General features: G+C 59.6%; 22 protein-coding genes and 1 tRNA gene. 17 read left to right on the top strand and 6 right to left on the bottom strand.

The annotated features are described in order from the left end of the window. Positions 1–92: 92 nt before the first annotated feature. The 9 genes from QNI81_RS04840 (at position 93) to QNI81_RS04800 (ending at position 10049) form a co-directional block, all read left to right on the top strand. Entirely contained in the window at positions 93–1283 is a 1191-nt protein-coding gene (locus QNI81_RS04840) for an SPFH domain-containing protein (RefSeq protein ID WP_114962738.1), read from the top strand. Between the two features lie 139 nt (positions 1284–1422). Then, a complete protein-coding gene (locus tag QNI81_RS04835; RefSeq protein WP_005628650.1) occupies positions 1423–2526 on the top strand; it encodes a TFIIB-type zinc finger domain-containing protein in 1104 nt (367 codons plus the stop codon). Positions 2527–2771: 245 nt separating this feature from the next. Further along, the gene (gene dtd / locus QNI81_RS04830) at positions 2772–3242 is read left to right on the top strand and encodes a D-aminoacyl-tRNA deacylase (RefSeq protein ID WP_283967554.1); all 471 of its coding nucleotides are present in this window, start codon (positions 2772–2774) and stop codon (positions 3240–3242) included. A gap of 194 nt (positions 3243–3436) precedes the next feature. Next, positions 3437–5023 (top strand): ABC transporter substrate-binding protein, encoded by a 1587-nt coding sequence (locus QNI81_RS04825; protein ID WP_283967553.1) that lies wholly within the window; start codon positions 3437–3439, stop codon positions 5021–5023. Position 5024: 1 nt separating this feature from the next. Then, positions 5025–5981: an ABC transporter permease gene (locus QNI81_RS04820; protein ID WP_005628642.1), complete on the top strand. Its 957-nt coding sequence runs from the start codon at positions 5025–5027 to the stop codon at positions 5979–5981. Next, positions 5978–6793 (top strand): ABC transporter permease, encoded by an 816-nt coding sequence (locus QNI81_RS04815; protein ID WP_005628639.1) that lies wholly within the window; start codon positions 5978–5980, stop codon positions 6791–6793. Before QNI81_RS04820 ends, QNI81_RS04815 begins: the two co-directional genes overlap by 4 nt. Next, entirely contained in the window at positions 6790–8427 is a 1638-nt protein-coding gene (locus QNI81_RS04810; protein WP_283967552.1) for an ABC transporter ATP-binding protein, read from the top strand. The genes QNI81_RS04815 and QNI81_RS04810 overlap by 4 nt, the downstream gene beginning before the upstream one ends. Before the next feature lie 181 nt (positions 8428–8608). After that, complete coding sequence (locus QNI81_RS04805) at positions 8609–9445, top strand: alkaline phosphatase family protein (RefSeq protein ID WP_168620654.1); 837 nt, start codon at positions 8609–8611, stop codon at positions 9443–9445. A gap of 43 nt (positions 9446–9488) precedes the next feature. Continuing rightward, entirely contained in the window at positions 9489–10049 is a 561-nt protein-coding gene (locus tag QNI81_RS04800) for a DUF4453 domain-containing protein (RefSeq protein ID WP_283967551.1), read from the top strand. 5 nt (positions 10050–10054) lie between these two features. Here the strand turns inward: QNI81_RS04800 and QNI81_RS04795 are convergent, their stop codons facing one another. The 5 genes from QNI81_RS04795 to QNI81_RS04775 form a co-directional block, all read right to left on the bottom strand. Next, a complete protein-coding gene (locus tag QNI81_RS04795; protein ID WP_283967550.1) occupies positions 10055–10897 on the bottom strand; it encodes a DMT family transporter in 843 nt (280 codons plus the stop codon). Positions 10898–11005: 108 nt separating this feature from the next. Further along, positions 11006–11932: an alpha/beta hydrolase gene (locus tag QNI81_RS04790; RefSeq protein ID WP_283967549.1), complete on the bottom strand. Its 927-nt coding sequence runs from the start codon at positions 11930–11932 to the stop codon at positions 11006–11008. A 129-nt stretch (positions 11933–12061) separates the two neighbouring features. Further along, positions 12062–13948, bottom strand: a complete 1887-nt coding sequence (locus QNI81_RS04785; protein WP_114961341.1) for an acyl-CoA synthetase — start codon at positions 13946–13948, stop codon at positions 12062–12064. A gap of 238 nt (positions 13949–14186) precedes the next feature. Beyond that, complete coding sequence (locus tag QNI81_RS04780; protein WP_283967548.1) at positions 14187–14597, bottom strand: RidA family protein; 411 nt, start codon at positions 14595–14597, stop codon at positions 14187–14189. A gap of 76 nt (positions 14598–14673) precedes the next feature. After that, positions 14674–16476: an ABC transporter transmembrane domain-containing protein gene (locus QNI81_RS04775; RefSeq protein ID WP_283967547.1), complete on the bottom strand. Its 1803-nt coding sequence runs from the start codon at positions 16474–16476 to the stop codon at positions 14674–14676. A gap of 426 nt (positions 16477–16902) precedes the next feature. Between QNI81_RS04775 and QNI81_RS04770 the strand changes: the two genes are divergently transcribed. The 5 genes from QNI81_RS04770 to QNI81_RS04750 all read left to right on the top strand — a co-directional run bounded on the left by QNI81_RS04770 (position 16903) and on the right by QNI81_RS04750 (position 21465). Then, positions 16903–17925, top strand: a complete 1023-nt coding sequence (locus QNI81_RS04770) for a hypothetical protein (RefSeq protein ID WP_283967546.1) — start codon at positions 16903–16905, stop codon at positions 17923–17925. A gap of 254 nt (positions 17926–18179) precedes the next feature. Continuing rightward, entirely contained in the window at positions 18180–19946 is a 1767-nt protein-coding gene (locus QNI81_RS04765; RefSeq protein ID WP_283967545.1) for an ATP-binding protein, read from the top strand. Positions 19947–20128: 182 nt separating this feature from the next. Continuing rightward, a complete protein-coding gene (locus QNI81_RS04760; protein WP_283967544.1) occupies positions 20129–20761 on the top strand; it encodes an acyl-homoserine-lactone synthase in 633 nt (210 codons plus the stop codon). Between the two features lie 256 nt (positions 20762–21017). Continuing rightward, positions 21018–21224 carry a cold-shock protein gene (locus QNI81_RS04755; RefSeq protein ID WP_005628613.1) on the top strand — a complete coding sequence of 69 codons (207 nt, stop codon included), beginning with the start codon at positions 21018–21020 and terminating at the stop codon, positions 21222–21224. A 25-nt stretch (positions 21225–21249) separates the two neighbouring features. Beyond that, entirely contained in the window at positions 21250–21465 is a 216-nt protein-coding gene (locus tag QNI81_RS04750) for a hypothetical protein (protein WP_283967543.1), read from the top strand. Between the two features lie 510 nt (positions 21466–21975). On the opposite strand, the gene QNI81_RS04745 is transcribed toward QNI81_RS04750, so the two are convergent. Further along, a tRNA-Gly gene (locus QNI81_RS04745) sits at positions 21976–22049 on the bottom strand. Between the two features lie 206 nt (positions 22050–22255). Here QNI81_RS04745 and QNI81_RS04740 point away from each other — a divergent pair. From QNI81_RS04740 to QNI81_RS04730, 3 genes are all read left to right on the top strand, one after another. After that, positions 22256–22981, top strand: a complete 726-nt coding sequence (locus tag QNI81_RS04740) for a sirohydrochlorin chelatase (protein ID WP_283967542.1) — start codon at positions 22256–22258, stop codon at positions 22979–22981. A gap of 196 nt (positions 22982–23177) precedes the next feature. Further along, positions 23178–23678 (top strand): hypothetical protein, encoded by a 501-nt coding sequence (locus QNI81_RS04735; protein WP_283967541.1) that lies wholly within the window; start codon positions 23178–23180, stop codon positions 23676–23678. A 352-nt stretch (positions 23679–24030) separates the two neighbouring features. Beyond that, complete coding sequence (locus tag QNI81_RS04730; RefSeq protein ID WP_126136690.1) at positions 24031–25350, top strand: glutamine synthetase family protein; 1320 nt, start codon at positions 24031–24033, stop codon at positions 25348–25350. Positions 25351–25365 lie beyond the last annotated feature (15 nt).

Here is a 25365-nt window from a genome sequence, read left to right as displayed (position 1 = left end):
AATTGGCAAAAACGCCGCCCAAGCGGGCTGCCCTCTGGTTTCAGGACCAATGGATTGCTACATCTTGGGAAACAGCCGTGGGAGGGAACACCTTGGGCATTTTCGATTTTCTCAAAGGCGAATTCATCGACGTCATCCACTGGACCGATGATACCCGCGACACGATGGTCATGCGTTTTGAGCGCGAAGGCCATGCAATCAAATACGGTGCCAAGCTGACGGTCCGCGAAGGTCAGGCGGCGGTATTTGTGCATGAAGGCCAGCTGGCGGATGTGTTCACGCCCGGGCTTTATATGCTCGAAACCAACAACATGCCGGTGATGACGACGCTGCAGCACTGGGACCACGGTTTCCAGTCGCCTTTTAAGTCCGAGATCTACTTTGTCGCGACGACGCGGTTCAATGACCTCAAATGGGGCACCAAGAACCCGATCATGTGCCGCGACCCGGAGTTCGGCCCGGTGCGCCTGCGCGCCTTTGGCACCTATTCGGTGCGGGTAGTGGACCCGGCGCGGTTCCTCACCGAGATTGTCGGCACCGATGGTGAGTTCACCATGGACGAGATCTCTTACCAGATCCGCAATATCATCGTGCAGGAGTTCTCTCGCGCAATCGCAAGCTCCGGCATTCCAGTGCTTGATATGGCCGCCAACACCGCCGATCTGGGCAAGCTGGTCGCGGCCGAAATCGGCCCTGTTGTGGCAGAATACGGCCTCTCGATCCCGGAGCTTTATGTGGAAAACATCTCTCTGCCGCCGGCGGTGGAGCAGGCGATGGACAAGCGCACCCAGATGGGCATCATCGGCGATCTGGGCCGCTATACCCAGTTCAAGGCCGCCGAAGCGATGGAAGCCGCCGCCAAGACCCCCAACAGCGGCATGGGCGCCGGTCTCGGCATGGGGATGGGGATGTCTATGGCACAGCAGATGGGACAGGCGATGCAAGGAGGCGCATCGTCTCAGGCAGCGGGTCAGACCACCGGGCCATGGGGCGCACGGCCCGCACCCGCTGCGTCGCACCCCTCGCCCCAAGCCGCACCGATGGCCCCGCCGCCACCGCCGGTGGAACATGTCTGGCACATTGCAGAAAACGGTCAGACCTCCGGCCCCTACTCCAAGGCCCGCATGGGACGCATGGCCCAAGAAGGCCAGCTTACCCGCGACACCCATGTCTGGACACCGGGTCAGGACGGCTGGATGCGCGCAGGCGACGTCACTGAGCTGGCTCAGCTCTTCACGATCCTGCCCCCTCCGCCGCCACCACCACCACCCGCAGGCAGCTGAAACTCACGCCGCGAGGTCCAAAGGTCGGGCGCGCTGACGCCCGACCCTCTTATATCTGCGCCCCGCCCCCTTCCCGCGACCAAACCTGTGTTCAAAGAGCCCGCCTGACGTGACCCAGACACCGCCGCCCCCGCCCGTAATGGACGCAGCCCCGCAACAGGCCGAGGAAACCCATCGTTTCCCCTGCGAGCAATGCGGCGCGGACTACCGCTTTGCCCCCGCCGAGGGCGCGCTGATCTGCGATCACTGCGGTCACAAGAAAGACCTCACTGAAAGCCCATGGGGCGGAAGCGCGCTGAAGGAGCTCGATTTCCTCAAGGCCCTGCGCGAACAGCTTCCCGCTGCCGAGATGGAAGTGACGCGCGTCTCCTCCTGCCCCAATTGCGCAGCACAAGTAGAGTTTGACCCCTCGGTGCATGCGCTGGAATGCCCCTTCTGCGCGACCCCGGTGGTGGCGGACACCGGCGAGAATCGCCATATCAAACCCAAGGGCGTGCTGCCCTTTCAGTTTGACGAACGCGCCGCGCGTCAGGCGATGGAAGACTGGCTCGGCGGGCTGTGGTTTGCCCCCAATGGCCTCAAGGACTACGCCCAGAAGGGGCGCAAGCTCGATGGGATTTACGTTCCCTACTGGACCTATGACGCCCAGACCCACAGCCAATATACCGGCCAGCGCGGCACGGAATATACCGTCAGCCGCACCGTCATGGTCGATGGCAAGCCGCAGGTGCGCACCGAAATCCGCGTGCGCTGGTCGAATGTGCGCGGGCGCGTGCAGCGGTTCTTTGACGACGTGTTGGTGCTGGCCTCCAAAAGCCTGCCGCGCAAATATACCGAAGGGCTGGAGCCTTGGGATCTGTCGCAGCTTGCGCCCTATCAACCCAAGTATCTGGCCGGGTTCCGGGCCGAAGCCTATACAGTCGACCTTGAGACAGGCTTTGCCGATGCGCGCCAGAAAATGGACCGGGTCATCGAACGCGACATCAAATTCGACATCGGCGGGGATCGCCAGCGCATCAGTTCGGTCGATACGGACGTCAGCGCGGTAACCTTCAAACATGTGCTGCTGCCGGTCTGGCTGGCAGCCTATAAATACCGCGGCCAAAGCTATCGCTTTGTGGTCAATGGCCAGTCCGGCCGCGTGCAGGGCGAACGCCCCTATTCCGCATGGAAGATCGCCGGTGCCGTGGTGCTGGGTCTGATCGTCGCGGCGGGGGTGGCCTACCTCGCGTCACAGAGTTAAATTCCGACATCTGCTTGCGTTTTCGCGACACCCCCGGCATGTTCGCGCCAAATCCGGGGAGACGACACATTGTCCGACAGCGCTTTGAGCGAGTTCGACCAACGGCCACGCAGGCGTCACAGCCACCCAAGACGGACCCGACCTCACGCGGTCGCGGTCGCTCTGGCTGATGCTGTCGGGCGCTGCTCTATCAGCGACACGGCGCGCTCAGCCCTCTCCCGTAATCCCAAGATGAAAGGACAGGCATGCGTGCCCTCCTGCAACGTGTGAGCACCGCCAGCGTCACCGTCGATACAAATGTCGTCGGCGAAATCGGTCCCGGTCTTCTGGTTTTGGTCTGCGCCATGCAGGGCGACTCGGAAGATGAAGCCGCGCAACTGGTGCATAAAATTTCTCGCCTGCGGATCTTTCGCGATGACGCAGGCAAGATGAATCGCTCCGTCAGCGACATTGGCGGTGCCGTGCTGGTGGTCAGCCAGTTCACGCTGGGTGCCGACACCCGGAGCGGCACAAGACCCGGCTTTTCAAAAGCGGCCCCTCCAGATGAAGGAAAGCGCCTTTATCATTGTTTTTGCGACAAAATGCGTGCGATCGGCCTGCCGGTTGAGACCGGAGAGTTTGGTGCTGACATGAAAGTTTCACTTGTCAACGACGGTCCTGTTACAATCTGGCTCGACACCGATGACCGTCCACACAAACCCGCAAGACCGGGGTAACACCCCCCGCTCGAGCCAGAGGATGTGCGGGCTGACATGGGGGCGATAATGGCCGGTTTTCCCGGCACCCCCAGCAAGGTTCAGGCAATTTTCTGGCATTATTCCTTGCCCCAGTGTGCCAAATCGGCAAATCTTGATTCACCATTCAAGAAAAAAGCCGGGGCCTACCCGTAACCTCGACAGGGAGACAACGAATGAACGATTATCTCAAGCACCTCGCACTGGAAGCCGCTCTGGGCCGTATGGGCCGACGCGAATTCCTCGGCCGCGCTGCGGCGCTGGGTGTGGCCGCACTGGGGGCCAACACGCTGTTGGCCACTGCTGCCAAGGCCGCAGGTCCGCAAAAGGGCGGCACCATCCGGGTTGGTATTCAGGGCGGCAGCTCTGCTGACAGCCTTGATCCGGCACTGGCTGCAAATGCCACCGCAACCTCAGTGTCCCGTCTCTGGGGCGAGCCGCTGGTCGAACTCGACCCGATGGGCGGCATCTGGCACCGTCTGGCCGAAAGCTATGACGCCTCTGCCGACGCCCGCGTCTGGACCTTCAAGATCCGTCAGGGTGTAACCTTCTCCAACGGCAAGGAACTGACCGCCGAAGACGTGCTTGCCACGATGGAGCGTCACTCCGGTGAGGAAAGTAAATCCGGCGCGCTCGGCATTATGCGCGGGATCAAATCCATGCGCGCCGAAGGGTCTGATTTCATCATCGAACTGGATGAACCCAACGCCGACCTGCCCTATCTGCTGACCGACTATCACCTGCTGATCCAGCCGGGTGGTGGCAAGGACGATCCGGCGGCAGGGATCGGTACTGGCCCCTACATCCTGAAATCGGTCGAGCCCGGCGTGCGCTTTGTTGCGGAAAAGAACCCCAACTACTGGGACGACTCGCTGGGTCATGCCGACACCATCGAGTTTATCGTCATCAACGACGATACCGCGCGTGTTGCTGCCCTGCAGTCTGGCCAAGTGCATATGATCAACCGCGTCCCGCCACGCACTGCCCGCCTTGTGGACCGTGCGCCGACCATCGACGTGCGCGAAACCGCAGGTCCGGGTCACTATGTGTTCATTGCCCATTGCGACAAAGATCCCTTTGCCAACAACGATGTGCGCATGGCGCTGAAATACGGCATCAACCGTCAGGAAATGGTCGACAAGATCCTGAACGGCTACGGCTCTATTGGTAACGACACGCCGATCAACTCGTCCTATCCGCTGTTCACTGAACTCGAGCAGCGCACCTACGATCCCGACAAGGCGAAGTTCCACATGCAGAAATCGGGCTATGACGGCTCTATTTTGCTGCGGACCTCCGATAACTCCTTCCCGGGTGCGCCGGATGCGGCTGCGCTGTTCCAGCAATCGCTTTCGGCAGCGGGCATCAACCTCGAAATCAAGCGTGAGCCAAACGATGGCTACTGGTCCGAGGTCTGGAACAAACAGCCCTTCTGTACCTCCTACTGGGGTGGCCGTCCGACGCAGGATTCGATGTTCTCAACCGCCTATCTGTCCACCGCAGACTGGAACGACACCCGTTTCAACAACGAGCAATTCGACCAATTGCTCTATGCGGCACGCGCAGAACTGGATGAGGCCAAGCGGACGCAGATGTATGCGGATATGTCCACCATGGTCCGCGACGAAGGTGGCTTGGTCTGCCCGATGTTCAACAGCTTCATTGACGGTGTCAGCACCGAAGTGGACGGCTGGGTCGATGCCAAGACAGGCTTTGAGCTGAACAACTTCTATGCGCCCATGAAAATGTGGGTCAAAGCCTGATATGAATCCGGTTCTAAAGCTACTGGCTCAGCGCATTGCGCTGAGCCTCTTCCTCCTGTTGATGATCTCGGCACTGATCTTTGCGGGCACCATGATCCTGCCCGGTGACGTCGCCCAGTCCATCCTCGGACAATCCGCAACCCCCGAAGCGCTCGCCAACCTGCGCGCAGATCTTGGCCTGAACGACCCTCCGCTTACTCGCTATTTTGAGTGGCTTTTCGGTGCGTTACAGGGTGATCTTGGCACTGCCTTGACCTCTGGACAGGACATCACTTCTGCGATTGGCTCGCGCCTCTCCAACACGCTGTTCCTCGCCTTCTGGGCCGCCATCATTGCGGTGCCTTTGGCCATTTTCCTCGGTCTTTTGGCGGTACGCTACAAAGATCGCTGGCCCGATAAGCTGATCTCAGGCGTCACTTTGGCGTCGATCTCCATTCCTGAATTCCTGATCGGCTACGTTCTGATGTATCTGATCGCCGTGAAACTGCGCTGGTTTCCCTCTGTCGCCATGATCAACGACAGTATGAGCCTGTGGCAGAAGCTCAATTCCATCGCCCTGCCCGTTGCGGTGCTGACGCTTGTGGTGCTTGCCCACATGATGCGGATGACCCGTGCGGCGATCCTCAACGTGATGCAGTCCGCCTATATCGAGACCGCTGAACTGAAAGGGCTTTCGACCTTCAAGGTCATCTGGCGCCACGCCTTTCCCAACTCGGTTGCACCGATTGTGAATGTGGTGATGCTGAACCTTGCGTATCTGGTCGTCGGTGTCGTGGTGATCGAAGTGGTCTTCGTCTATCCCGGCATGGGGCAATATCTGGTGGATCATGTCTCCAAACGTGACGTGCCGGTGGTGCAGGCCTGTGGCCTGATCTTTGCCGCCGTCTATATCGGCCTCAACATGGTTGCCGATATCGTGTCGATCCTGTCGAACCCGCGTCTGAGGCATCCGAAATGAAGAATATACCCGTATCCGCTTTGATCGGGCTGTTTTTCACGGCCCTTTACTTCCTCGGCGCGATCTTTGCGCCGCTCTTGGCCCCCTATGGCATGGCCGAAGTGGTCGGCGACGTCTGGGAACCTTCCAGCGCCGACTACTGGCTGGGCACCGACAACATCGGCCGCGACCTCCTGAGCCGCATGATCTACGGCGGGCGCACCACCATCTTTATCGCCACAATGGCGACGGTGATCTCCTTCACCACCGGTGCGATCCTCGGCATCTTTGCTGCGGTCTCCGGTGGTTGGGTTGACCAGCTGCTGTCGCGCTTTGTCGATCTGATCATGTCGATCCCGACTCTGATCTTTGCGCTGGTGGTGCTGTCGGTCACACCGGTGACCGTGCCTATGCTGATCCTCGTGATGGGTCTATTGGACTCCACCCGCGTGTTCCGTCTGGCCCGCGCCGTTGCCGTCGATATCGAGGTGATGGACTATGTGGAGGCCGCCCGTTTGCGCGGCGAGAAAACCGCATGGATCATCTTCCGCGAAATCCTGCCCAACGCGCTATCTCCGCTGGTGGCAGAGATGGGTCTGCGCTTTATCTTCATGGTGCTCTTTGTCTCCACCCTCTCGTTCCTTGGTCTGGGCGTACAGCCCCCCGAGGCAGACTGGGGCGGCATCGTGAAAGAAAACAAGGACGGTATCGTCTATGGCATCCCCGCCGCCCTGATCCCCGCCTTCGCCATCGCAACCCTTGCGATCTCGGTGAACCTCGTGGCGGATTGGGTTCTGAACCGAACCACATCGCTGAAAGGAGGCCGGGGATGAGCGAACCACTCCTGAAGGTCCGCGACCTGAAAATCGGCGCCACGGTCTATCCGCCCGGCGAAAAACCCCATGACATCGAGATCGTGCATGGCGTCAGTTTTGATCTGATGCCCGGCAAGGTGCTGGGGCTCATTGGGGAATCCGGTGCAGGCAAATCCACCATCGGTCTGTCGTCCATGGCTTACGGTCGGGGCGGCGTGAAGATCACCGGCGGCGAGGTCTGGGTCAACGGGCGCGATATCCTCAAATCCAAACTGAGCGACATCCGCAAACTGCGCGGCGGCGAGGTGACCTATGTGTCGCAATCCGCAGCCGCGTCGTTCAACCCGGCCAAGACAATCATGGAACAGGTGATCGAGGCCGCTGTCGAGCAGGGCAAGTTTTCGCGCAAAGTGGCCGAAGATCGCGCCCGCAACCTCTTTGCCAAGCTCGGCCTGCCCGATCCCGACAACATCGGTGCCCGCTATCCGCATCAGGTCTCCGGCGGCCAGTTGCAGCGCTGCATGACCGCACTGGCGCTCTGTCCTGAGCCCGATCTGGTGGTCTTTGACGAGCCCACGACGGCGCTCGATGTGACCACGCAGATCGATGTTCTGATGGCCATCAAGGAAGCGATCCGCGACACCGGTGTGGCCGCGCTTTATATCACCCACGATCTCGCGGTGGTGGCGCAGGTCTCTGATGACATCATGGTGCTGCGCCACGGCAATACCGTGGAATACGGCACCGTCGATCAGATCATCAACAACCCACAAGAAGAGTACACGCAGGCGCTGGTGTCCGTGCGCTCCATCGAGCATGAGGAAAAGGCCCCCACCGAGGAGCCGGTCCTGTCGGTGCGCAATATCACCGCGCGCTATCAGGGCACCAAATTCGATGTGCTGCACAATGTGAACGTGGATCTCTACCCCGGTCAAACGCTGGCCGTGGTGGGCGAGTCTGGTTCAGGCAAATCGACGCTCGCGCGGGTCATCACCGGGCTGTTGCCGCCACGCGAGGGGGAGATTTACTTCAACGGGCGCACCCTCACGCCGGACTTCAAACACCGCACCCGCGAGGATCTGCGCGAGTTGCAGATGATCTACCAGATGGCGGATGTGGCGATGAACCCACGCCAGACCGTGGGCACCATCATCGGTCGCCCGCTGGAGTTCTACTTCGGCCTCCGGGGCAGCGAAAAGCGCAAGCGGATCATCGAGTTGCTCGATGAGATTGAACTTGGCGAGAGCTTTATGGACCGCTACCCGGCAGAGCTGTCGGGCGGGCAGAAACAGCGTGTCTGTATCGCCCGCGCATTGGCGGCAAAGCCCAAGATGATCATCTGCGACGAGGTCACCTCGGCGCTTGATCCACTGGTCGCCGATGGCATCCTGAAGCTGTTGCTCAACCTGCAAAAGATCGAGGATGTGGCCTATCTCTTTATCACCCACGATCTGGCGACGGTGCGCGCGATTTCGGACAATATCGCGGTGATGTATAAGGGGAAGGTGCAGCGCTACGGCGGCAAAACGCAGGTGCTGAGCCCGCCCTTTGATGATTACACCGACCTTCTGCTGAGTTCCGTGCCAGAGATGAAACTGGGCTGGCTCGAAGAGGTCATCGCCAATCGCAAGATGGAGAGCGCGGGCAACTGATGTCCGCCTCCTGCCAACCGGCAGCGCCCGCTCGATGCGGGCGCAAGACAATAGAAGTCCTGTTCGGCCGCAAGGCCGGACAGCGCCCGACCCTCCCCCCAGGGAGGGCGCTTCACGCCCACCCTAGGCTCGGGCGCTGACCTGAGCACCATAGATCAAACCCCAGCCCAGGACCTCTCCCATGGACCGCAAACTTCTGCTCATCATCCTTGACGGCGTGCCCTACCGCAATTTCCGCCGTCTGTTTGGCAACCTCGAAGGCTGGGTTGCGTCTGGCGACGCGCGCGTCTGGAAACACCGCGCGGTGCTGCCCTCGATCTCCGCGAGTTGCTATGCCTCTATCCACACCGGGGTCAGCCCGCAGGAACATGGCTGCACCGGTAACGGCAATGTCTTTCGCCTCAGCCACGACGATGTGTTCTCTCAAGTGCGCAAAGGGGGCGGCACCACGGGTGCCGTGGCGCATAGCTTCTGGTCGGAGTTCTTCAACCGCTCGCCCTTCGATTATGTGCGCGACATTGAGTATGACGAACCGCAAAGCGCCACGATCAACCATGGCCGGTTTCACTCCATGACCGGTTATGGCCACGACAACCAGATGACCCCCTCGGATGTGGATCTCTTTGCCACGCTCACCAACCTCTGCGGTCGCTTTGATCTGAACTACGGCATGTTGCACACCTGCACGCTGGACAGCATGGGGCACCGGTTCTTTCACGAAAGCGCCGAGATGGACAAAGCCTGCTTTGTCATGGACGAGATGCTCGCGCCTTTTATTCCGCGCTGGCGCGCCATGGGCTATGAGGTGATCGTGACTGCAGACCACGGTCAGGACGACCGCGGCCACCACGGCGGACGCCATCCGCTGCAACAGGAAACTGCGCTTTATTACTTTGGCGATGCCGAAGGCCCGGCTGAGGATGACGTGATCGACCAGCTACAGCTGGCCCCGACGATCCTCAATCGCCTTGGCGCGCCTGTTGCACAGAGCATGAAAGCTGGGGCATTCTTGCGCTGAGGTCACGCATTTCGGCCTCGCCCAGCCTTTCATGAGGTCCGATATGAAGCTCATTGTTACCCTCCTCACACTCGCCGCAGCCGCCCCGGCTGTGGCGGGGGATTACTGCGCCGATCTGTGGTTCACTCGAAACGCCATTATAGATCGTGCGGGATATTGCTTTGGCTCCACATTGGGGCAGCGGCTGTTTGACAATGGCGACTGCATCGCAAAATCCGTGAGCCTCTCTGATGCGGATAAGGGCAAGGTGGCCCTTATTCAGCAACAGGAAAAAGATGCGGCCTGTCGCGTCGACACCAGCCGCACAGCACTGGATCTGCCGGATATTGCCACCCGCAGGCGGCTCATTGACCTCCCCGTCAGCGATGGGTTTGAGAGCGCCTGTATCGGCTGGCTGGGCGATCCGGTGCCCCTGCGCGCAGGCCACAGCCAGAATACGGAGGTCATCGGGCAAATCCTCCCCGGCGATACCATCAGCTATGGCCACCTCCCGGAGGGCGGCTGGACCTATGTCACGATCTCAAGCGGTGACTGGCAGATCAAAAGCGCGGGCTGGTATCACTTTGAGGCCTATCAGGAAACCTGCGCACAATACGCAGGCTAACGCGCTCATACCGCTACGGGCTTGGGCCTCCATGCGCCAACCAAGGCCGCCGCTGCGATTGCAATGATCCCAAGCCATGACAGTGGCGTCGGCACATGGCTGAACAACAAGAGGTCAAACAGCATCGCCCAGATCAACCCCGTGTAGTCAAACACCGCCAGCGCAGATATCGGACTGCGCGCCACCGCCTCGGTCGAGGCAATATGCGCAAGACCGCCAAGCAGCCCTGCCCCGATCAGCAGTGCCCAGACCGATGGCGTCAGCGTCAGCCAGCCAAACGGCAGCGTCGCCAGACCGATCACGCTACAGGTCAGGGCAAAGTAAAACGCAATCGCCGCCGGGGTCTCATTGCGGGTCAGCGCTTTGACATGCACCCGCACCACCGCCATCGTCAGCGCATAGGCAAGCCCTGCCCCGATGCCCCAAAGCGCCCCCTGTCCCGGTGTCTCAAGCGCGTCCCACAAAAAAGCAACCGCGCCCAGCAGCCCCAAAATTGCGCCCAGAATGACCGGAACGCTCAGACGTTCTCCGAGAAAATGCGCCGCCAGTGGCAACGTCAGAACCGGCGCGAGGTAACTCAGCGCCTGAGCATTCGCCACCGGCAACCAGATCAAGGAAGCGAATGAACATAGCATCGCAAAAGCCCCAAAAAGGCTGCGCAGGATATGCCCGCGCGGATTGCGAGTGCTGAGTTGTGCCCTCAGGCCTGCCTGCGCTCCGCCCCGAAGCGCCGCATAGATGGTAATCGGCACTAAGGCCACCGCCGAGCGCCAGAATATGATCTGTCCCAGTTCAGCCTGTTGCCCAACCGCATGGATCAGCGCTGACATTGCGGTGATCAAAAACACCGCCAATATCCTCAACCCGAACCCGTAATGAACTGAAGACGTTACCCCAGAGATCGCGGCATTGGTCACATTGCAAATCCAGACCTAAAATGAATGACCCCGGAGGGCTTAATCCTCGTAGGGCCAGATTTCTTGGCCAAGCCCCTCAATCGCCAGCACGATCCGCTCAAAACTGTCGCGTGCGCGGCCCACGCTGTGACGGGCGCGCAGGTATCCGTGTACCAGTCCCGCCTCATTGATCCACTCTGCCAAGCCCCCTGCGGCGTGGATCGCATCGCGGTAAGCGCGGCAGTCATCGCGCAGCGGGTCGCAATCGGCTGAAAACATTACCGTTGGCGGCAGTCCTGCAAAATCGCTGTCCTGCAATGGCGCATAGGTGGGGTCATTTTGCACCTCGGCGCCGCCGCTGCGAATGCCTGCATAGAATTTGACATCCTCAAGCGTCAGCATCGGCGCCTGCGCATGTTCTCTATACGAGGGCAAAGCATGATCGCCGCCAAGCCCCGGATAGATCAGCACCTGCCCCAGAACGTCATCAATGCGGCCCCGCGCGTGCTGCGCGACACAGGCGCTGAGCATGCCGCCCGCACTGTCGCCTGCCAGCACAACTCCGCCCTCATAGGTCTTGGCGATCCATTCCAGAACCGCCCATGCGTCATCAAACTGCGCCGGGTGCTCATGTTCGGGGGCCAGCCGATAATCCACCGAGACCACGCGATACCCGGTCTGCTCGCAAATTTCAGAACACACATCGTCGTGGCTGTTGAGATCACCCACCACAAAACCGCCGCCATGGCAGTACATCACGGTGCGGGTTGGATCGCCCGCCTCATAGATACGTACGGAAACGGTGCCGACGATGTGCTCGCTCACTTCGACCACGGCAGAACGCGGTTTGCGAAACGCCGCGGCCATTTTGTTGTAGACCTCGCGCTGCTCATCAATCGAGAGATCCACAGAGTCCTCCGGGTAGTGCCGGCCCGTCTCCCGGATAAAGGCCCAGGTCTCTTCGTCGATCAGCTTTTCATAATCCATCACACTCACCGTCGCTGGTGTCACTCAGATGGAGCCTAGGACCGCAAAACCCTGTTGAAAACGGCAAAATGCAAAAAGCACGCCAAACGTGGCGTGCTTTTCAATCTCATTGGGCTGGCTGGGTTGGGTTCAGGCTTTGGCCTCTTCCCACGGGCGGGTGTAGACCGACAGAACATTGCCCACATCCTCGGCGCTGCTGCCGTTCAGGACAACCTGCGCCACCAGACCGCGTTTCTTGTCATCAATCACAGACCCCACCCGCGCATTGAGGCCCGCGCTCTCCAGCGCCCCATCATAGATACGGGTGATCGCATGGCGGCGCAGGTCGGGTTTGAAAATCTTGCCCACTGCGGTCTTGGGCAGTTCAGGCATGATTGTCATGTGTTTCGGGATTGCAGCGCGTTCGCGGACGTGGCGCTTGCAATATTCCAGCAGCTCCTCTTCGGTGGCCGTTGCGCCATCCACCAGTTCGACAAAGGCACAAGGCAACTCTCCCGAATGCGCGTCGGGCTGGCCAATGGCCCCTGCAAAGGCCACCGCATCATGACCCAGCAGCGCTTCTTCGATATCGGCGGGATCAATATTGTGACCGCCGCGAATGATCAGATCCTTGGCCCGCCCGGTGATCCAGAGATAGCCATCCGGATCAACCCGCCCCAGATCGCCGGTGCGCAGGTATTTCTCCTGATAGTAGAGGTCGATGTTCTTATCGGCCTCGGTATAGGTGTGGCCCGCAAACACGCCGGGGGTGGAGACGCAAATCTCACCGATTTCATCCGCGCCGCATTCCTGCATCCCGTCGGGGGTGCCCTTGACGATCTTCACATCGCAATAGGGGAAGGGAATCCCGATGGAGCCCACCTTCTTTTCCCCCTCGACCGGGTTACAGGACACCAGACAGGTCGCCTCGGTCAGGCCGTAGCCTTCGACAATTGTGATGCCCGTGGCTTTTTCAAAACGGCGGAACAGTTCCAGCGGCAAAGGCGCAGAGCCCGAAAACGCGGTTTTTACGGTCGAGACATCCGCATTCACAGGCCGCTGCATCTTGGCCGAAATCGCCGTCGGTACGGTGATGATAAAGGTGATCTTCCAACGCTCGCAGAGCTTCCAGAAGTTGTCAAAAACGCCGTCGCCGCGATAGCCCTGCGGCGTCGGGAACACCACATGCGCGCCAGAGGCCACCGCCGCCATCACGATCACATGGCAGGCAAAGACGTGAAACAGCGGCAGCGGGCACATGATGTTGTCTTCTTCGGTGAACAACAGCGTATGCCCCAGCCAGCCATTGTAAATCAGTCCCTCATAGGTGTGCTGCGCAACCTTGGGCATGCCGGTGGTGCCGCCGGTGTGGAAATAGCACGCCACCCGGTCGCCATCGCTGTCGGCAAATGTCAGCTCGGTAGGTTGCTTGGCCAGCTCACGGTTGAAGTTTTTATAATCCGCATGGGCATGGGCCTTGTTCACCTTGGGGCGAATGAGCGGCACAATCCATGATTTCGGCGGCGTGAGATAGCGGTTGAGATCCACCTCCAGCACGGTTTTGACGTTGGGCGCATGCGCCACCGCCTCGGCCACTTTTTGTGGCACGTCGGTCTTGGGAAAGCCCTTGAGCGTCACCACCACCTTAGCCCCGGTTTCGCGCAGGATGGATGCGATCTGCTCCGGCTCCAGCAGCGGGTTGATCGGGTTCACAATCCCCGCCACCGCACCGCCCAAGAGTGTGATCAGCGTCTCATTGGCGTTGGGCAGCACATAGGCCACGACATCCTTTTCGCCGATCCCAAGCGAGCGAAACAGATTGGCGGCCTGACAGGTCTTTGCCTTAAGCTCGCGCCACGTCAGGGTTTCCGCCTTATCGGTGGGGCCGGAAAAGATCTGATAGCTGACCGCGTCGTTGTTCGGAAAACGCTCAGCCGTGCGTGACAGCAGACCATAGAGCGTACGCGGAACGTCGCGCTCCGCCCAGGTGCATTCCTGTTCGATCGCCGCGACATCCGCCACCGTTGCAAAAGTCATTCAAGTTCCTCCCCTGGGGCGGATCGGCATATGCCAAGCGCCCCCAATCGTCAATTTCGCAACTCACAGGCACATCAGGCGACCTCGCCGTTTTCAACGCAATCGCAGCCCGTGCATCTGAGCCTAATTTGTTCCTCTGAGCCAAGATGATTGGAATTTGAAGACCACGCAAGCGAGACCGTAAATTCACGTAAGGGAACGCTCAAAGTGACGCTGCGCTATTTTGACCGGATCGCAGTCACGCAGGCGCATCACCCCCGGTGGACGTGGCCGCAATCACCCGGATTTCGACCAATGCCCCCTCTCGTCTCAGTCCCGCAACCTCTACCGCGGTCCATGCGGGATATGGCGCGCGGACGTAATCAGACCGGACCTCGTTGAACAAATCGAAATGTTCCCGCAGGCCTAGATGATAGCTCGTCATCTCCACTACAGCGCCAAAATCCAGCCCCGCTTCCCCCAGGACGGCCGCGACCTTGTCAAAGGCTTGCCGGAACTGCTGCTCCGGTGCCTCCGGCATGGTTCCATCCGGGCTGCTGCCGGTCATACCCGTCACAAAGACATGCCCGGCGGACAAAACGCCGGGCGACAGTTTGAGCGCCGCCACGGCCCCCTCTGCGCCTTCTGGAATAAGGGACTGATGTGTCATTTGCCTGCTCCTGCTGAACTCCGCCCCCGCCCGCCCAAATATCAGGCCGGGGGACGTGTTCAGCATAGCAAGACTGTCAAGCCTGCACCTGCCCGTCGGTAAACTGCAGCCGCGCCAGACGCGCATAAAGCCCACCCTCTGCCACAAGGCTCTCATGGCTGCCCACGGCAACAATGCGCCCCTGATCCATAACCACGATGCGGTCCGCCTTTTTGACCGTCGCCAAACGATGCGCCACCACAATGGTCGTGCGGTCCCGGCTCAGGTCATCGAATGCCGCCTGCACCAGACGCTCGCTCTCGGCATCCAGCGCCGAGGTTGCCTCATCCAGCAAAAGCACAGGCGCGTCGCGCAGGATCGCACGCGCAATGGCGATGCGCTGCTTTTGCCCGCCCGACAGCATTACGCCCCGCTCGCCCACATAGGCATCATAGCCTTCCGGCAGGTTCATGATGAACTCATGCGCGGCGGCAGCTTTGGCAGCAGCTTCGACCTCTGCATCCGTCGCATCGGGGCGACCAAAGCGGATGTTGTCACGCGCGGTGGCGGCAAAAATGATTGGGTCCTGCGGCACCAGCGCGATATGACGACGGAAGGCATCCCGCATCAGCGCTGTCAGCGGCACACCGTCCAGACGCACCTCGCCCGATTGCGGATCGTAAAACCGCTGGATCATCTGGATGATCGTGGTCTTGCCCGCCCCCGACGGGCCGACAAAGGCAACCGTTTCCCCCGGCTGAATGGTCAGGTTCACCTGATCCAGCGCCGATGTATCCGGCCGCGACGGATAGGTGAAAGAGACATTATCAAACGTCAACTCACCGCGCACAGGTTCCGCCAAGGTCTGCGCCTGCACCGGGTCGCGCACACTATCGTCGGCCTGCAACAGCTCCACCAGACGCTCCGTTGCGCCTGCGGCACGTTGCAGCTCGCTCCAGATTTCCGAGAGCGCCGCGACAGAGCCTGCCACCATCACCGCGTAGATCACAAATTGCACCAAGGCGCCCTCGCTCATGGAGCCAAAGCGCACATCATTGGCCCCGATCCACAACACGCCGACAACGCCGGAAAACACCAAAAAGATCACAATCACAGTGAGCCACGCCCGCGTCTGGATGCGCCGTTTGGACACCTCATAAGAGGTCTCGGTCATCTCAGAGAAATGCTGGCGGCTCAGATCCTCATGGGTAAAGGCCTGCACGGTCTGCACCGCGCCCAGAGCCTCGCCCGCATTGCCCGAAGAGGCGGCGATCCAGTCCTGATTTTCCTTTGAAATTGCCCGAAGACGACGGCCCAGAAACAGGATCGGCACGATCACCGCAGGCACGATCAACAGCACCAGCGCCGTGAGCTTGGCCGAGGTCAGCAGCATCAAGACCAAACCACCGAGGAAAATCAACAGGTTGCGCAGCGCAACAGAGGCGGAAGAGCCCAGCACCGATTGAATAAGCGTGGTGTCGGTGGTGATGCGGCTCAGCACCTCGCCGGTCATGATGCGCTCAAAAAACGCCGGACTCATGCCGATGATCCGGTCAAACACCGCCTTGCGGATGTCGGCGACCACCCGCTCGCCCAGTTTCGTCACCAGCGCGTAGCGCAGGCCCGTGCCAAAGGCCAACAGCGCGGCCATAATCATCGCCGCCGTGAAATACTGGTTCAACAATGCGGCATCGGTGATGCGAAAGTTATCAACCACCCGCCGCACGGCCAGCGGCAGCGACAGCGACACGCCTGCGGTCAATGTCAGCGCGCCAAGTGCGGCAAAAATCATACCGCGATACGGGCGCATAAACGGCCAGAGCGCCTTTAGAACTCCAATTCGGCGCGAGGTTTCGCGTTCCTCGTTGCTGCCCGCATTTTGCACTGCACGTCGTGCCATGAGCGCTCCTTTGTTCGCCGCCTGAAGTCTGGCACGCAAGGCGCACCCGTTTCGTGCGTGTCATGGCCCTGCACCACTGGCAGGTCAAGGCTGCATTCTCCGCAAGGCTGGGAACAATCGACGCAGCCGCGGGGTAACAAACAGGACCCACCCAAGGGAAAAGTGCCACACCGGCAACGGCTTATCCCCTGTTTTACAGCTAGCCCCCAATCACATATCCTGCGCGGCTGCGCCCATAGGGGAATGCACCGCGCGCTATATTTCCGGCCCAGCCGGGACAGAGCCAACGGGGGGACTTCCCCACCCGATACCTAAAGGGATGCGCTCAGGCTCAGTTTCGTGTAAAAGCCCCGAAACCGTTCAAAATATATATATTATTCAATTCTCTAACAACCATTGCTCAGCCTGCAAAAGGATTACACAAAGATGAAGGTATTTCTCGGCATCGTTGCAGGGGTTTTGGTCGTTGCCATATTGGTGGTGCAATGGGGCTTGTGGGTCTTAAGCGGCTCCCCGGCACCCAATATTCCACCTGCCCGAACACCCGCTCCAGCGGGATTTGATGCCTCTGCATATCAGGACATGGACTCTGTGGTATCGACCGAGGATGCAGATGTCCGGGTCCTCTCCAGCGATATGGGCTTTCGTGAGTATTACACCATCCCAGATCTGGGAGTCACTTACCTGATCCTCTCGACCGCCGAGGGCAAAAAACATTATATATTTCTCAACGCACAGGGACAGGAGATCGGTGAAATCATCGATCAGCCTCAGGCATTTTCCCTGGGTCGATACATCGTGACGCTGGATGGGTATTATGTCGTTTCATCCCAGAGCGTGACTGAGCGTCTTCCATATGTTGATGTCGAAACGCCCTCTGCCGCAGACCTCAAGGCAATGGTCGAGCAAAGCACCCACTACCGCTCCTACTCACGTTCAGAGCTGCCGGGAAATGACTTTGCAAAGGGGATCAATCGCGAGAAGCATGTCATGCTCCACGATGGCGTCTGGAAGCGGTTCACCACCCCTGAGCCGCAGCTCGCAAATTGGAAAGGGACAGATTTTCCGGGCCTTATTCAAACATATGGCGTTTATCGGTCTGGCTACGCCCCCAATATCGAGGATATCGAACGCCTGCGTTTTCGTGTGGAACTCACGCATTTCGACCAGAATGAATTCCTGCCGCGTCGAGGTGCCGCTTTTGGTAGCCCGACAGGTCAAGGGCGCCGGGCGCAATGGATTGGCACAGGATATTACACAGTATTCATCGACGACAAACCTGTGCTGCGCTTTAAGCTCAACAATGATCGTGAATACATCGGCAGAAAGGGCACGGATCTGTTCCCGGCGCTCAGTCCTGAGGGGACGTTCATCTTAATCGAGAAGTCGCATCGCAATGGCAAGAGGCAGGCGCTGATCGTGCGGGATGCGCGATTGAACGAGCGCTGAGCCAGTGCGGCGTTCCCTGCCCGTTTCATTCCATGCGCCATCCCGGAGACCGGAAAGCTCAACACCAGGCGCTGCCTAAAAAATTGACACGTTTAAAATGTTAAGTGAAGTTCGCTTTGCGTGGGCGGTCTAAACGCCGTTATTAATTTCAAAATCATGATTTAGCCATATTTTCACGCAAGGAGAGATTCGAAATTTGCTGTATGTAGGCCTGCGTGAGGAGTGTCAGGACGTTCAGCGTAAGGAGAGAGCAAATGCTGAAGATCTCGCCTGAACTTGCGATATCCGTGGCCGCTCAGAATGATCTGGTGCGCGCGGATCTCCCTACCCGCTTTGCCTCGATCACCATCGTCTCTCTGTTATCGCTGTTTTTCCTGCCCGCGACAGTGCTTGGGGCGGTCTATCTCGCCTATGCGGTGACGGAGATTGTCGGTGTCTTCGTCTATCGTATGCTGGCAAGCGAAGTGACCTGGCGCGGTATTGTGCTGTTTAGCACTTCTGCCTTCCTTGGGGTCTGGATCTTCAATCTGATCCCGCTGCTGTTGTTCCTTGAGCAAGACCCCTTCCTCAAAATGATCGGAGCAATGTTGCTGATCATCGCGCTCAATCATTGCGTGGTGGCCCGCGCGACGTGGATATTCTTCGGTTTTTTGACCACAATCCCGATCATTTGCGTGGTCGGGTTCATCATCGTCAGCTTCCTGAGAGAGTTCGCGACTCCGGCTGAGATGGTGACCACGGCGATCATCACTGTGATCGGTGCCGCCTACATGCTCCATGCCCTGTGGACCCAGCATCGGTTGACCGCACGCCTGCGAGGGGCGCTGGAGGAAGCAGAAGCCGGTAGCCGCGCCAAGAGCCGGTTCCTTGCCGCCATGAGCCATGAGATCCGAACACCCCTCAACGCGATCTGCGGCATGTCGGAACTCATCGACGAGGAAAACAAGGATCGCCCGCTGCTGCAGGAGCGCAGCAAGCTGTTGCGCACATCGGCGCTGGCATTGGCGGGCATTCTCGATGACGTGCTGGATCATGCGAAGATCGAGGCCGGGTTGATGGAGTTGAGTCTGGCGGCTGCGGCACCGGCGGTAGAGATCCGAAGCGCCATAGAGATGTTCCGTGCCTCAGCCGAGGAAAAAGGGTTGCGGCTAGAGTTCACCATAGACGAGAGCCTGCCGGCCTACGCCGAATGCGATGCGCTCCGGCTGCGCCAGGTCATCGGCAACCTGTTGTCGAACGCCGTCAAATATACCGACACGGGTCAGGTGACGGTGCACGCCAGCGCTGTGACAGAGGGCGATCAGGCGATCATTGAGGTCAAGGTCGCAGACACCGGGCGCGGGATGACGCCGGAACAGACCGAGCGACTGTTTCAGGACTTTTACCGGGCGGTCGACAAGAATGCGCCCACCGTGCCCGGCACGGGGCTGGGCCTGTCGATTGCCCGACAGTTCGCGCGGATGATGAACGGTGACATTACCTTGACCACTAGCCCGGCTAAGGGCAGCTGCTTCACCTTCACGTGCCGCGTGCAGGTTCTGGAGATGGCGGCGCTCTCTGGCACCAATCCGCCCACCCAAGATACGATCTTCACCGACCTCGGGGTGCGGTCCATCCTGCTGGTGGATGACACCGCCTCCAACCGTCTGGTGGTACGCTCCTTCCTGAAGGACTTTGATCTTGACCTCATAGAGGCCTGCAACGGCGCCGATGCGCTCGCTATTCTTGATCATTCCTCCGTGGATCTGGTTCTGCTGGACATGAAGATGCCTGTGATGGATGGGCAGGACACCTTGTTGGCCATGACTGCGCGCGGCGGGCGGATTGCCGCGACCCCGGTGGTGATGTTGACCGCAAATGCTGCGCCCGAGGATCGCGAACTGTTCCTGAGCTTGGGCGCGGTCGGCTATATCGCCAAACCGGTCCGCAAGGCACAGCTGCTCGCAGAAATCCAACGTGTCGCCGCTGCCCATGGTCCTAAGCCAATCGAGACCAGACAGAGCGCGCGCACAGGTACCTAAACGCCGCGCGCACGCCGACCTCTCGGGCCGATCATCCCCCCCAAAATGATGCCAAGACCTGCCTCTTGGCCGCCAAATCTCCGTCATTAACGGTTAATTTACCGACTCACCTAAAAGTTGATTAAAATTATTGAAACTGCCGCAGCTGACCTTGGGCGCTGCGGGAAAAGGCGTGGCGATCCATGCGGTCAACTGAAATTACTTTTGATAACTTGAGCGAAACTGGCGACCTGTTCACCGCCCTTCTGCGCGCGCGCTATCACCATTTCATAATGGTGCGCGGCTGGCCGATGCCGAATGTGCGCGGTCTGGAGTTCGACCAATACGACACACCGGAAAGCGTCTATTGCGCCATCCATGATGGGGCCTCGGTGCAAGGTGGCTTTCGCATAACACCAACCACTGCGCGATGCATGAACTCCACCTACATGCTGCGCGACGCACAGCGTGGCCTGCTGCCAGATCTACCGCGGGATGTGCTCGACACAGAGGCACCGCAAGATCCCCATATCTGGGAGGTCAGCCGGGTCTTTGTCTCCGACCGCCTGAAGAGCCGTGAGCGCATGCTTGTACGCCACGCCATGGGGCGCAGCTTTGCGCAGCTTTCACAGAAATGGCGCATCAACGCTTTTCTCTGTCTGACCTCCGTGACATCCGCGCTGTTGACCCGGCGCTCTGGCCTCGAGCTAACGCCAGCCGGTCCTCGCTTTGACGCGGCTGGAGAGATCTGCCAAGCCTACCACCTGAAGGTGCGCAGCCGCACTTCCGAAGGACTGCCTCAGATGCGGGCCGAAGGCATTCGCAACGCGGGCTAGGCAATCAGACCGGGGGCTATTCAGTCGTGTTTCTCTCGCTCCCCTCTCGCCTCTGCCGTCTCGGTGACGGATGCTCCGACGCCCGACCATGAAAAGAATCCTTGCATTGTCGCGACAAAAAGACCATCTGTGACGGGCTAACGTTTCTTCTCTTCGAATTTCTGCTCCCGTGAAAACGGTATCGGTTGGTCGACTTGGATCGACTTTTGCCGACCTGTCGCAATTCCGCGGACAGATTTTTTAGGAGATTACGGATATGGCCAATGGCACCGTAAAATGGTTCAACTCTACCAAAGGCTTCGGCTTCATTCAGCCTGAAGATGGCACTCAGGACGTGTTCCTGCACGTGTCCGCAGTTGAGCGCGCTGGGATTAACCGCATCGATGACGGTCAGAAAGTGACCTACGACCTCGAAAGCGGTCGTGACGGTCGCACGTCAGCCAGCAATCTGGCACTCGCTTGATAGCCATTGCTGGGGAGAAGGACAGATGACCGACGCCCCAGCAAACAAAGACAGCGTGGATATCTTCGGGTATCTATCTGTATCTGCAGCGAAATCAAAAACTGCGGGTGCAATGTCTTCGGCTGATCGAACAACTCAAATCGTCAAGCGACTGCAAGACGAGGAAGCCAAAGCAAACGCAGAAAAGACCGCGCGTCTCAGAGCGTTTCGGAAAAAGAGTGTTCAAAAATCGGGGGAGTGACACGCTCCCTCTATTGCTTCCTTGCACTGTGAGAGCATGTGCAACGTGCAAATCCCTCCAAGCAAATGCGTTGAGTGGCCCCACCTTGCACAAGGTGATCGCTCCGCACCTCGCTTGGAGAACCTGTGGCGAGGCCCGCCTCGCCACAGGCGCTTGCAAGACTTGCAGCTCCCTACCCTGACGCTCGGCAGCGCGTTCATCGCGTGGCGCGAGCGTGCGACCTCCCACAGATGAGATTGCTTGGTGTGTTCCTTGGCTACATGTGAGCGCCATCTCAATCTACCCTCCATCACGTCAAACACATCCGCTCGCTGTAAAACAGACCAGCCACGGCCACACGCAGGCCAAGACCTCCGAGGTATACAGAAAAGGCGTGGAGCGATGTCTCTGGCAAAGGATGCCATGACCAAACGCGAGGAGCTGGATTGAAAGATCTGTCCCAAAGAACTTGTGAACGTGGAACAAATCACCCCTTAAGAGGCTGATATTACTGGCACTTGAGGGAGGATTTGGAGCGGGTAGCGGGAATCGAACCCGCACCTTAAGCTTGGAAGGCTCTTATGATACCATTTCACCATACCCGCTTCGTAGACCGTGATGTATGTGAAGGATTTTTGGCCGTCAACCACATATCCGGGATTTTTGCACCTTGCGGCCATCAGAGCGCCAGTCACACGGGCTTGCGCCAGCTGCGCGCCGCAGATCAAACCACACTATTTCCGCCGCTGACCCTTTCCCAAGTGCAGGCGGCGATCTAAGTTCTGGGTCTCAAAGCAGTTTTAGGACCCACATGAGCGCGCGCCCCCGCATTGCCATTCTCACGTCGCACGGCCAGCCGTCTGCGCCGCCGCCGCCGGAAATCCATCTCGCTGCGGTGGCCGCAGCGGTGCAGGATCATTTGCCGGGGTGGGATGTGCGGTCCGCGACCCTCTCGTCCAAAGGCTTCCTTGAGGCCGCCATGCGCGAAGATGGTGCGGTGATCTACCCGTTTTTTATGGCGCGCGGCTGGTTCACCGGCAAGGTGCTGCCCGGCAGGCTCTCCGGCTGGCGCTACCGTATGGCGACGCCCTTTGGACTGGACCCTGCGCTCCCTGATCTCACGGTGGCGGCGATCCGCGCGGAACTCGCACACCGGGGCTGGCAGCCCGAGGCCTCCGAGATCTTGATCGCCGCCCATGGTTCTGCGCGCGGTCCAAAAGCCGCCGAGGCCGCCGAGGCTTTTGCCGCCAAGCTCCGCCCTGCCCTGCCCGGCCTGCGCCTGATCACCGGGTTTGTCGAGCAATCGCCCTTTATCGCAGAGGCTGCGCGGGACTGTGGCCCCCAAACCCTCTGCCTGCCTTTCTTTGCGCAATCAGGTGCCCATGTGCGCCACGACATTCCCGAGGCCCTCGCTGTGGCCGGTTTTCAAGGCGACCTGCTGCCGGTCCTCGGCGCCCTGCCCGATGTGCCACGCCTGATCGCCAACGCCATCGAACGGGCACAGGGGGCCGAGATGTCACCGGTCGATACCGACTAGCGATTGCGCATATTCCAAGTGCTGCGCCCCTATCGGCCGTCACAACCTGTGTATCAATCAGTGGCAACGTCATGCAGTTATGCTACTGCGGCACCGTGCATTACTGCATCAAACGCCGTGCATTTCGGCGCCAAGACCGACAGCGGCCATTCCACACTGGCGCAGCGAAAAGCTGGCGAAGAGCCCAAGTTGACCGATGCTGCGCGATGAGGGAATGTCTGCGATTGAGATGTTCAACTGGCGGTACGGGGTCAATGGAATGGCAAGTGACAAAAAAGGTACTTTCAGCATTCTGCAAAAAACTGTGGAACAGAAAGACCCAGACGGATTTGAAGAAGCGTTGCGCGCTTGCTTTCCCATCCAACACTGGGACGGAGTTTGCGAATTACTCGCTGAAGCGCTTGTCGCAGATTGGCACTTCCGCCATGAAGATATTGCTCTGGCCATACAAGACTTGAAATGTGCATGTGCCGTGGAGGCGCTTGAACAAAGAGCCGCAAGCAATCCTGATTACCTTGAATGGGACGAAAATCATGCCCTGGCTCGGAAGTGCACTTGGGCTCTCGCAGATATCGGGTCGGACGCTGCCAAACAGGCACTTGAAAGATTGTCAAAGTCGGACATTTTGGTCGTCCGCGGCTTCGCGCAAAAACGTATCGACAACTGGCACCTAGAAATATCGCGCAAGGGTGGTTGATCTTTCGAGTGAAGGAAAAGCAGCCATTCGCGCTCAGGCGACAGACTGCAGCTCCGTTCGCAACCCGTGAACTCAGTTTTCAAAATTGAATGACCACAACACGGAGGTGGGGGTGTCGGCCCTGCCGCTTCTTCTGTGTAAAATCGGGTTCTGTCCATCACTCCCGCTGCGACCCCTTTCAATTGGCATGGCTTTGCCGCCTCTCGCGTACGCGACAGTCAGTTCCATCTGACATTCAACCGCCTCTCGCCCGCAGCCTTTGCCCGCCCCTGTCGACAATTTTTGATCAAATTCTCTTGCCAGAGCCATCTGGCCGCGCCAATGTGTCTTTAGCAAGACAAGGAGCACGCGCATGGACCTCTCTGCGCTCAGAACAATCCGCATCGCCGCCTGTGACCTCAATGGACAGATGCGCGGCAAACGACTTCCCGCTGGCATGGCGGCAAAACTGGGCGAAGGCTCGGCCCGGATGCCGTTCTCGGTCCTAAACGTCGACATCTGGGGCCGCGACATCGAAGACAGCCCTTTGGTGTTTGAAACCGGCGATGCCGATGGCATCCTGTTGCCCACCAAACGCGGCGCGGTGCCGATGCCCTGGCTTGCGACCCCTTCGGCGCTGGTGCCGATGAAAATGGTGCATGAAGATGGTCGCCCCTTCCTTGGCGATCCGCGTCAGGTGCTGGCGCATGTGCTGGACCGCTACACCGAAAAAGGCTGGCAGGTGGCCGCCGCGACGGAACTCGAATTCATCCTGATCGACGACGCAGGCACCGAACCGCTGCCGCCGATTGACCCCCTCACGGGGCGGGCGCTCGATCAGCAATCGGTGCTCTCGATTGCGGAACTGGACGCCTATGACGACTTCTTTACCGATCTCTATGACGGCGCCGAGGCGATGGGCATCCCGGCACAGGATGCAATTTCCGAGGCCGGTCTGGGCCAGTTTGAAATCAACCTGACCCATCAGGACGCCATGCGCGCCGCCGATGACACATGGCTCTTTAAGGCGCTGGTCAAAGGAGTCGCGCGCAAACATGGCTTTGCCGCAACCTTTATGGCCAAACCCTACGCCGAGGAATCCGGCAACGGCATGCATGTGCATTTCTCGGTTGTGGACCGCGACGGCAACAACATCTTTGACAATGGCGGCCCCGAGGGCACGCCTGCGCTACATGCCGCCGTGGCGGGCTGCATCAACGCGATGCGCGACAGCACGCTGGTCTTTGCCCCGCATGGCAATTCCTACGACCGTCTGGTGCCGGGCGCCCATGCCCCGACCTCTGCCGCCTGGGCCTACGAGAACCGCACTGCCGCCATTCGTATTCCCGGTGGCAGCCCCAAGGCGCGGCGCATCGAACACCGGGTCTCGGGCGGCGACATCAACCCCTATCTGATGCTGGCAACCGTCCTTGGCGCGGCCCTCATCGGCATGGAAGATGGCGCGACACCCCCGCCCCCCTCCGAGGGCAATATCTACGACATCGAGGGCCTGCCACAGCTGGCGGGCAGTTGGGCCGAGGCGATTGACCTCTTTGAAAACAGCCCCCTCATCGCGCGCATCCTGCCGCCAATGGCGATCCGCAATCTGGTGATGACCAAACGCCAGGAGCTCAAGGGCTTTGCCGAGCGCCCGGCAGAGAGTCATTGGCTCTCGTGGCTGGAGGCCGTATGAGGCAGGGAGAGACCT

It is taken from the genome of Tritonibacter sp. AK171 (genome assembly GCF_030127025.1).
In the GTDB taxonomy this organism is placed as follows: Bacteria; Pseudomonadota; Alphaproteobacteria; order Rhodobacterales; family Rhodobacteraceae; genus Epibacterium; species Epibacterium mobile.
Note: the sequence above shows the minus strand (reverse complement) of the source record. Positions and strands in the feature narration are given on the sequence as shown.

What these genes read in the sequence shown, in the direction of transcription:
- QNI81_RS04790 (WP_283967549.1), bottom strand. Translation starts at nt 11,932, where the DNA reads ATGGATTATGAAAAGCTGATCGACGAAGAGACCTGGGCCTTTATCCGG.
- QNI81_RS04800 (WP_283967551.1), top strand. Translation starts at nt 9,489, where the DNA reads ATGAAGCTCATTGTTACCCTCCTCACACTCGCCGCAGCCGCCCCGGCT.
- QNI81_RS04750 (WP_283967543.1), top strand. Translation starts at nt 21,250, where the DNA reads ATGACCGACGCCCCAGCAAACAAAGACAGCGTGGATATCTTCGGGTAT.
- QNI81_RS04820 (WP_005628642.1), top strand. Translation starts at nt 5,025, where the DNA reads ATGAATCCGGTTCTAAAGCTACTGGCTCAGCGCATTGCGCTGAGCCTC.
- QNI81_RS04815 (WP_005628639.1), top strand. Translation starts at nt 5,978, where the DNA reads ATGAAGAATATACCCGTATCCGCTTTGATCGGGCTGTTTTTCACGGCC.
- QNI81_RS04835 (WP_005628650.1), top strand. Translation starts at nt 1,423, where the DNA reads ATGGACGCAGCCCCGCAACAGGCCGAGGAAACCCATCGTTTCCCCTGC.
- QNI81_RS04770 (WP_283967546.1), top strand. Translation starts at nt 16,903, where the DNA reads ATGAAGGTATTTCTCGGCATCGTTGCAGGGGTTTTGGTCGTTGCCATA.
- dtd (WP_283967554.1), top strand. Translation starts at nt 2,772, where the DNA reads ATGCGTGCCCTCCTGCAACGTGTGAGCACCGCCAGCGTCACCGTCGAT.
- QNI81_RS04765 (WP_283967545.1), top strand. Translation starts at nt 18,180, where the DNA reads ATGCTGAAGATCTCGCCTGAACTTGCGATATCCGTGGCCGCTCAGAAT.
- QNI81_RS04805 (WP_168620654.1), top strand. Translation starts at nt 8,609, where the DNA reads ATGGACCGCAAACTTCTGCTCATCATCCTTGACGGCGTGCCCTACCGC.
- QNI81_RS04740 (WP_283967542.1), top strand. Translation starts at nt 22,256, where the DNA reads ATGAGCGCGCGCCCCCGCATTGCCATTCTCACGTCGCACGGCCAGCCG.
- QNI81_RS04785 (WP_114961341.1), bottom strand. Translation starts at nt 13,948, where the DNA reads ATGACTTTTGCAACGGTGGCGGATGTCGCGGCGATCGAACAGGAATGC.
- QNI81_RS04810 (WP_283967552.1), top strand. Translation starts at nt 6,790, where the DNA reads ATGAGCGAACCACTCCTGAAGGTCCGCGACCTGAAAATCGGCGCCACG.
- QNI81_RS04775 (WP_283967547.1), bottom strand. Translation starts at nt 16,476, where the DNA reads ATGGCACGACGTGCAGTGCAAAATGCGGGCAGCAACGAGGAACGCGAA.
- QNI81_RS04755 (WP_005628613.1), top strand. Translation starts at nt 21,018, where the DNA reads ATGGCCAATGGCACCGTAAAATGGTTCAACTCTACCAAAGGCTTCGGC.
- QNI81_RS04825 (WP_283967553.1), top strand. Translation starts at nt 3,437, where the DNA reads ATGAACGATTATCTCAAGCACCTCGCACTGGAAGCCGCTCTGGGCCGT.
- QNI81_RS04730 (WP_126136690.1), top strand. Translation starts at nt 24,031, where the DNA reads ATGGACCTCTCTGCGCTCAGAACAATCCGCATCGCCGCCTGTGACCTC.
- QNI81_RS04760 (WP_283967544.1), top strand. Translation starts at nt 20,129, where the DNA reads ATGCGGTCAACTGAAATTACTTTTGATAACTTGAGCGAAACTGGCGAC.
- QNI81_RS04735 (WP_283967541.1), top strand. Translation starts at nt 23,178, where the DNA reads ATGCTGCGCGATGAGGGAATGTCTGCGATTGAGATGTTCAACTGGCGG.
- QNI81_RS04780 (WP_283967548.1), bottom strand. Translation starts at nt 14,597, where the DNA reads ATGACACATCAGTCCCTTATTCCAGAAGGCGCAGAGGGGGCCGTGGCG.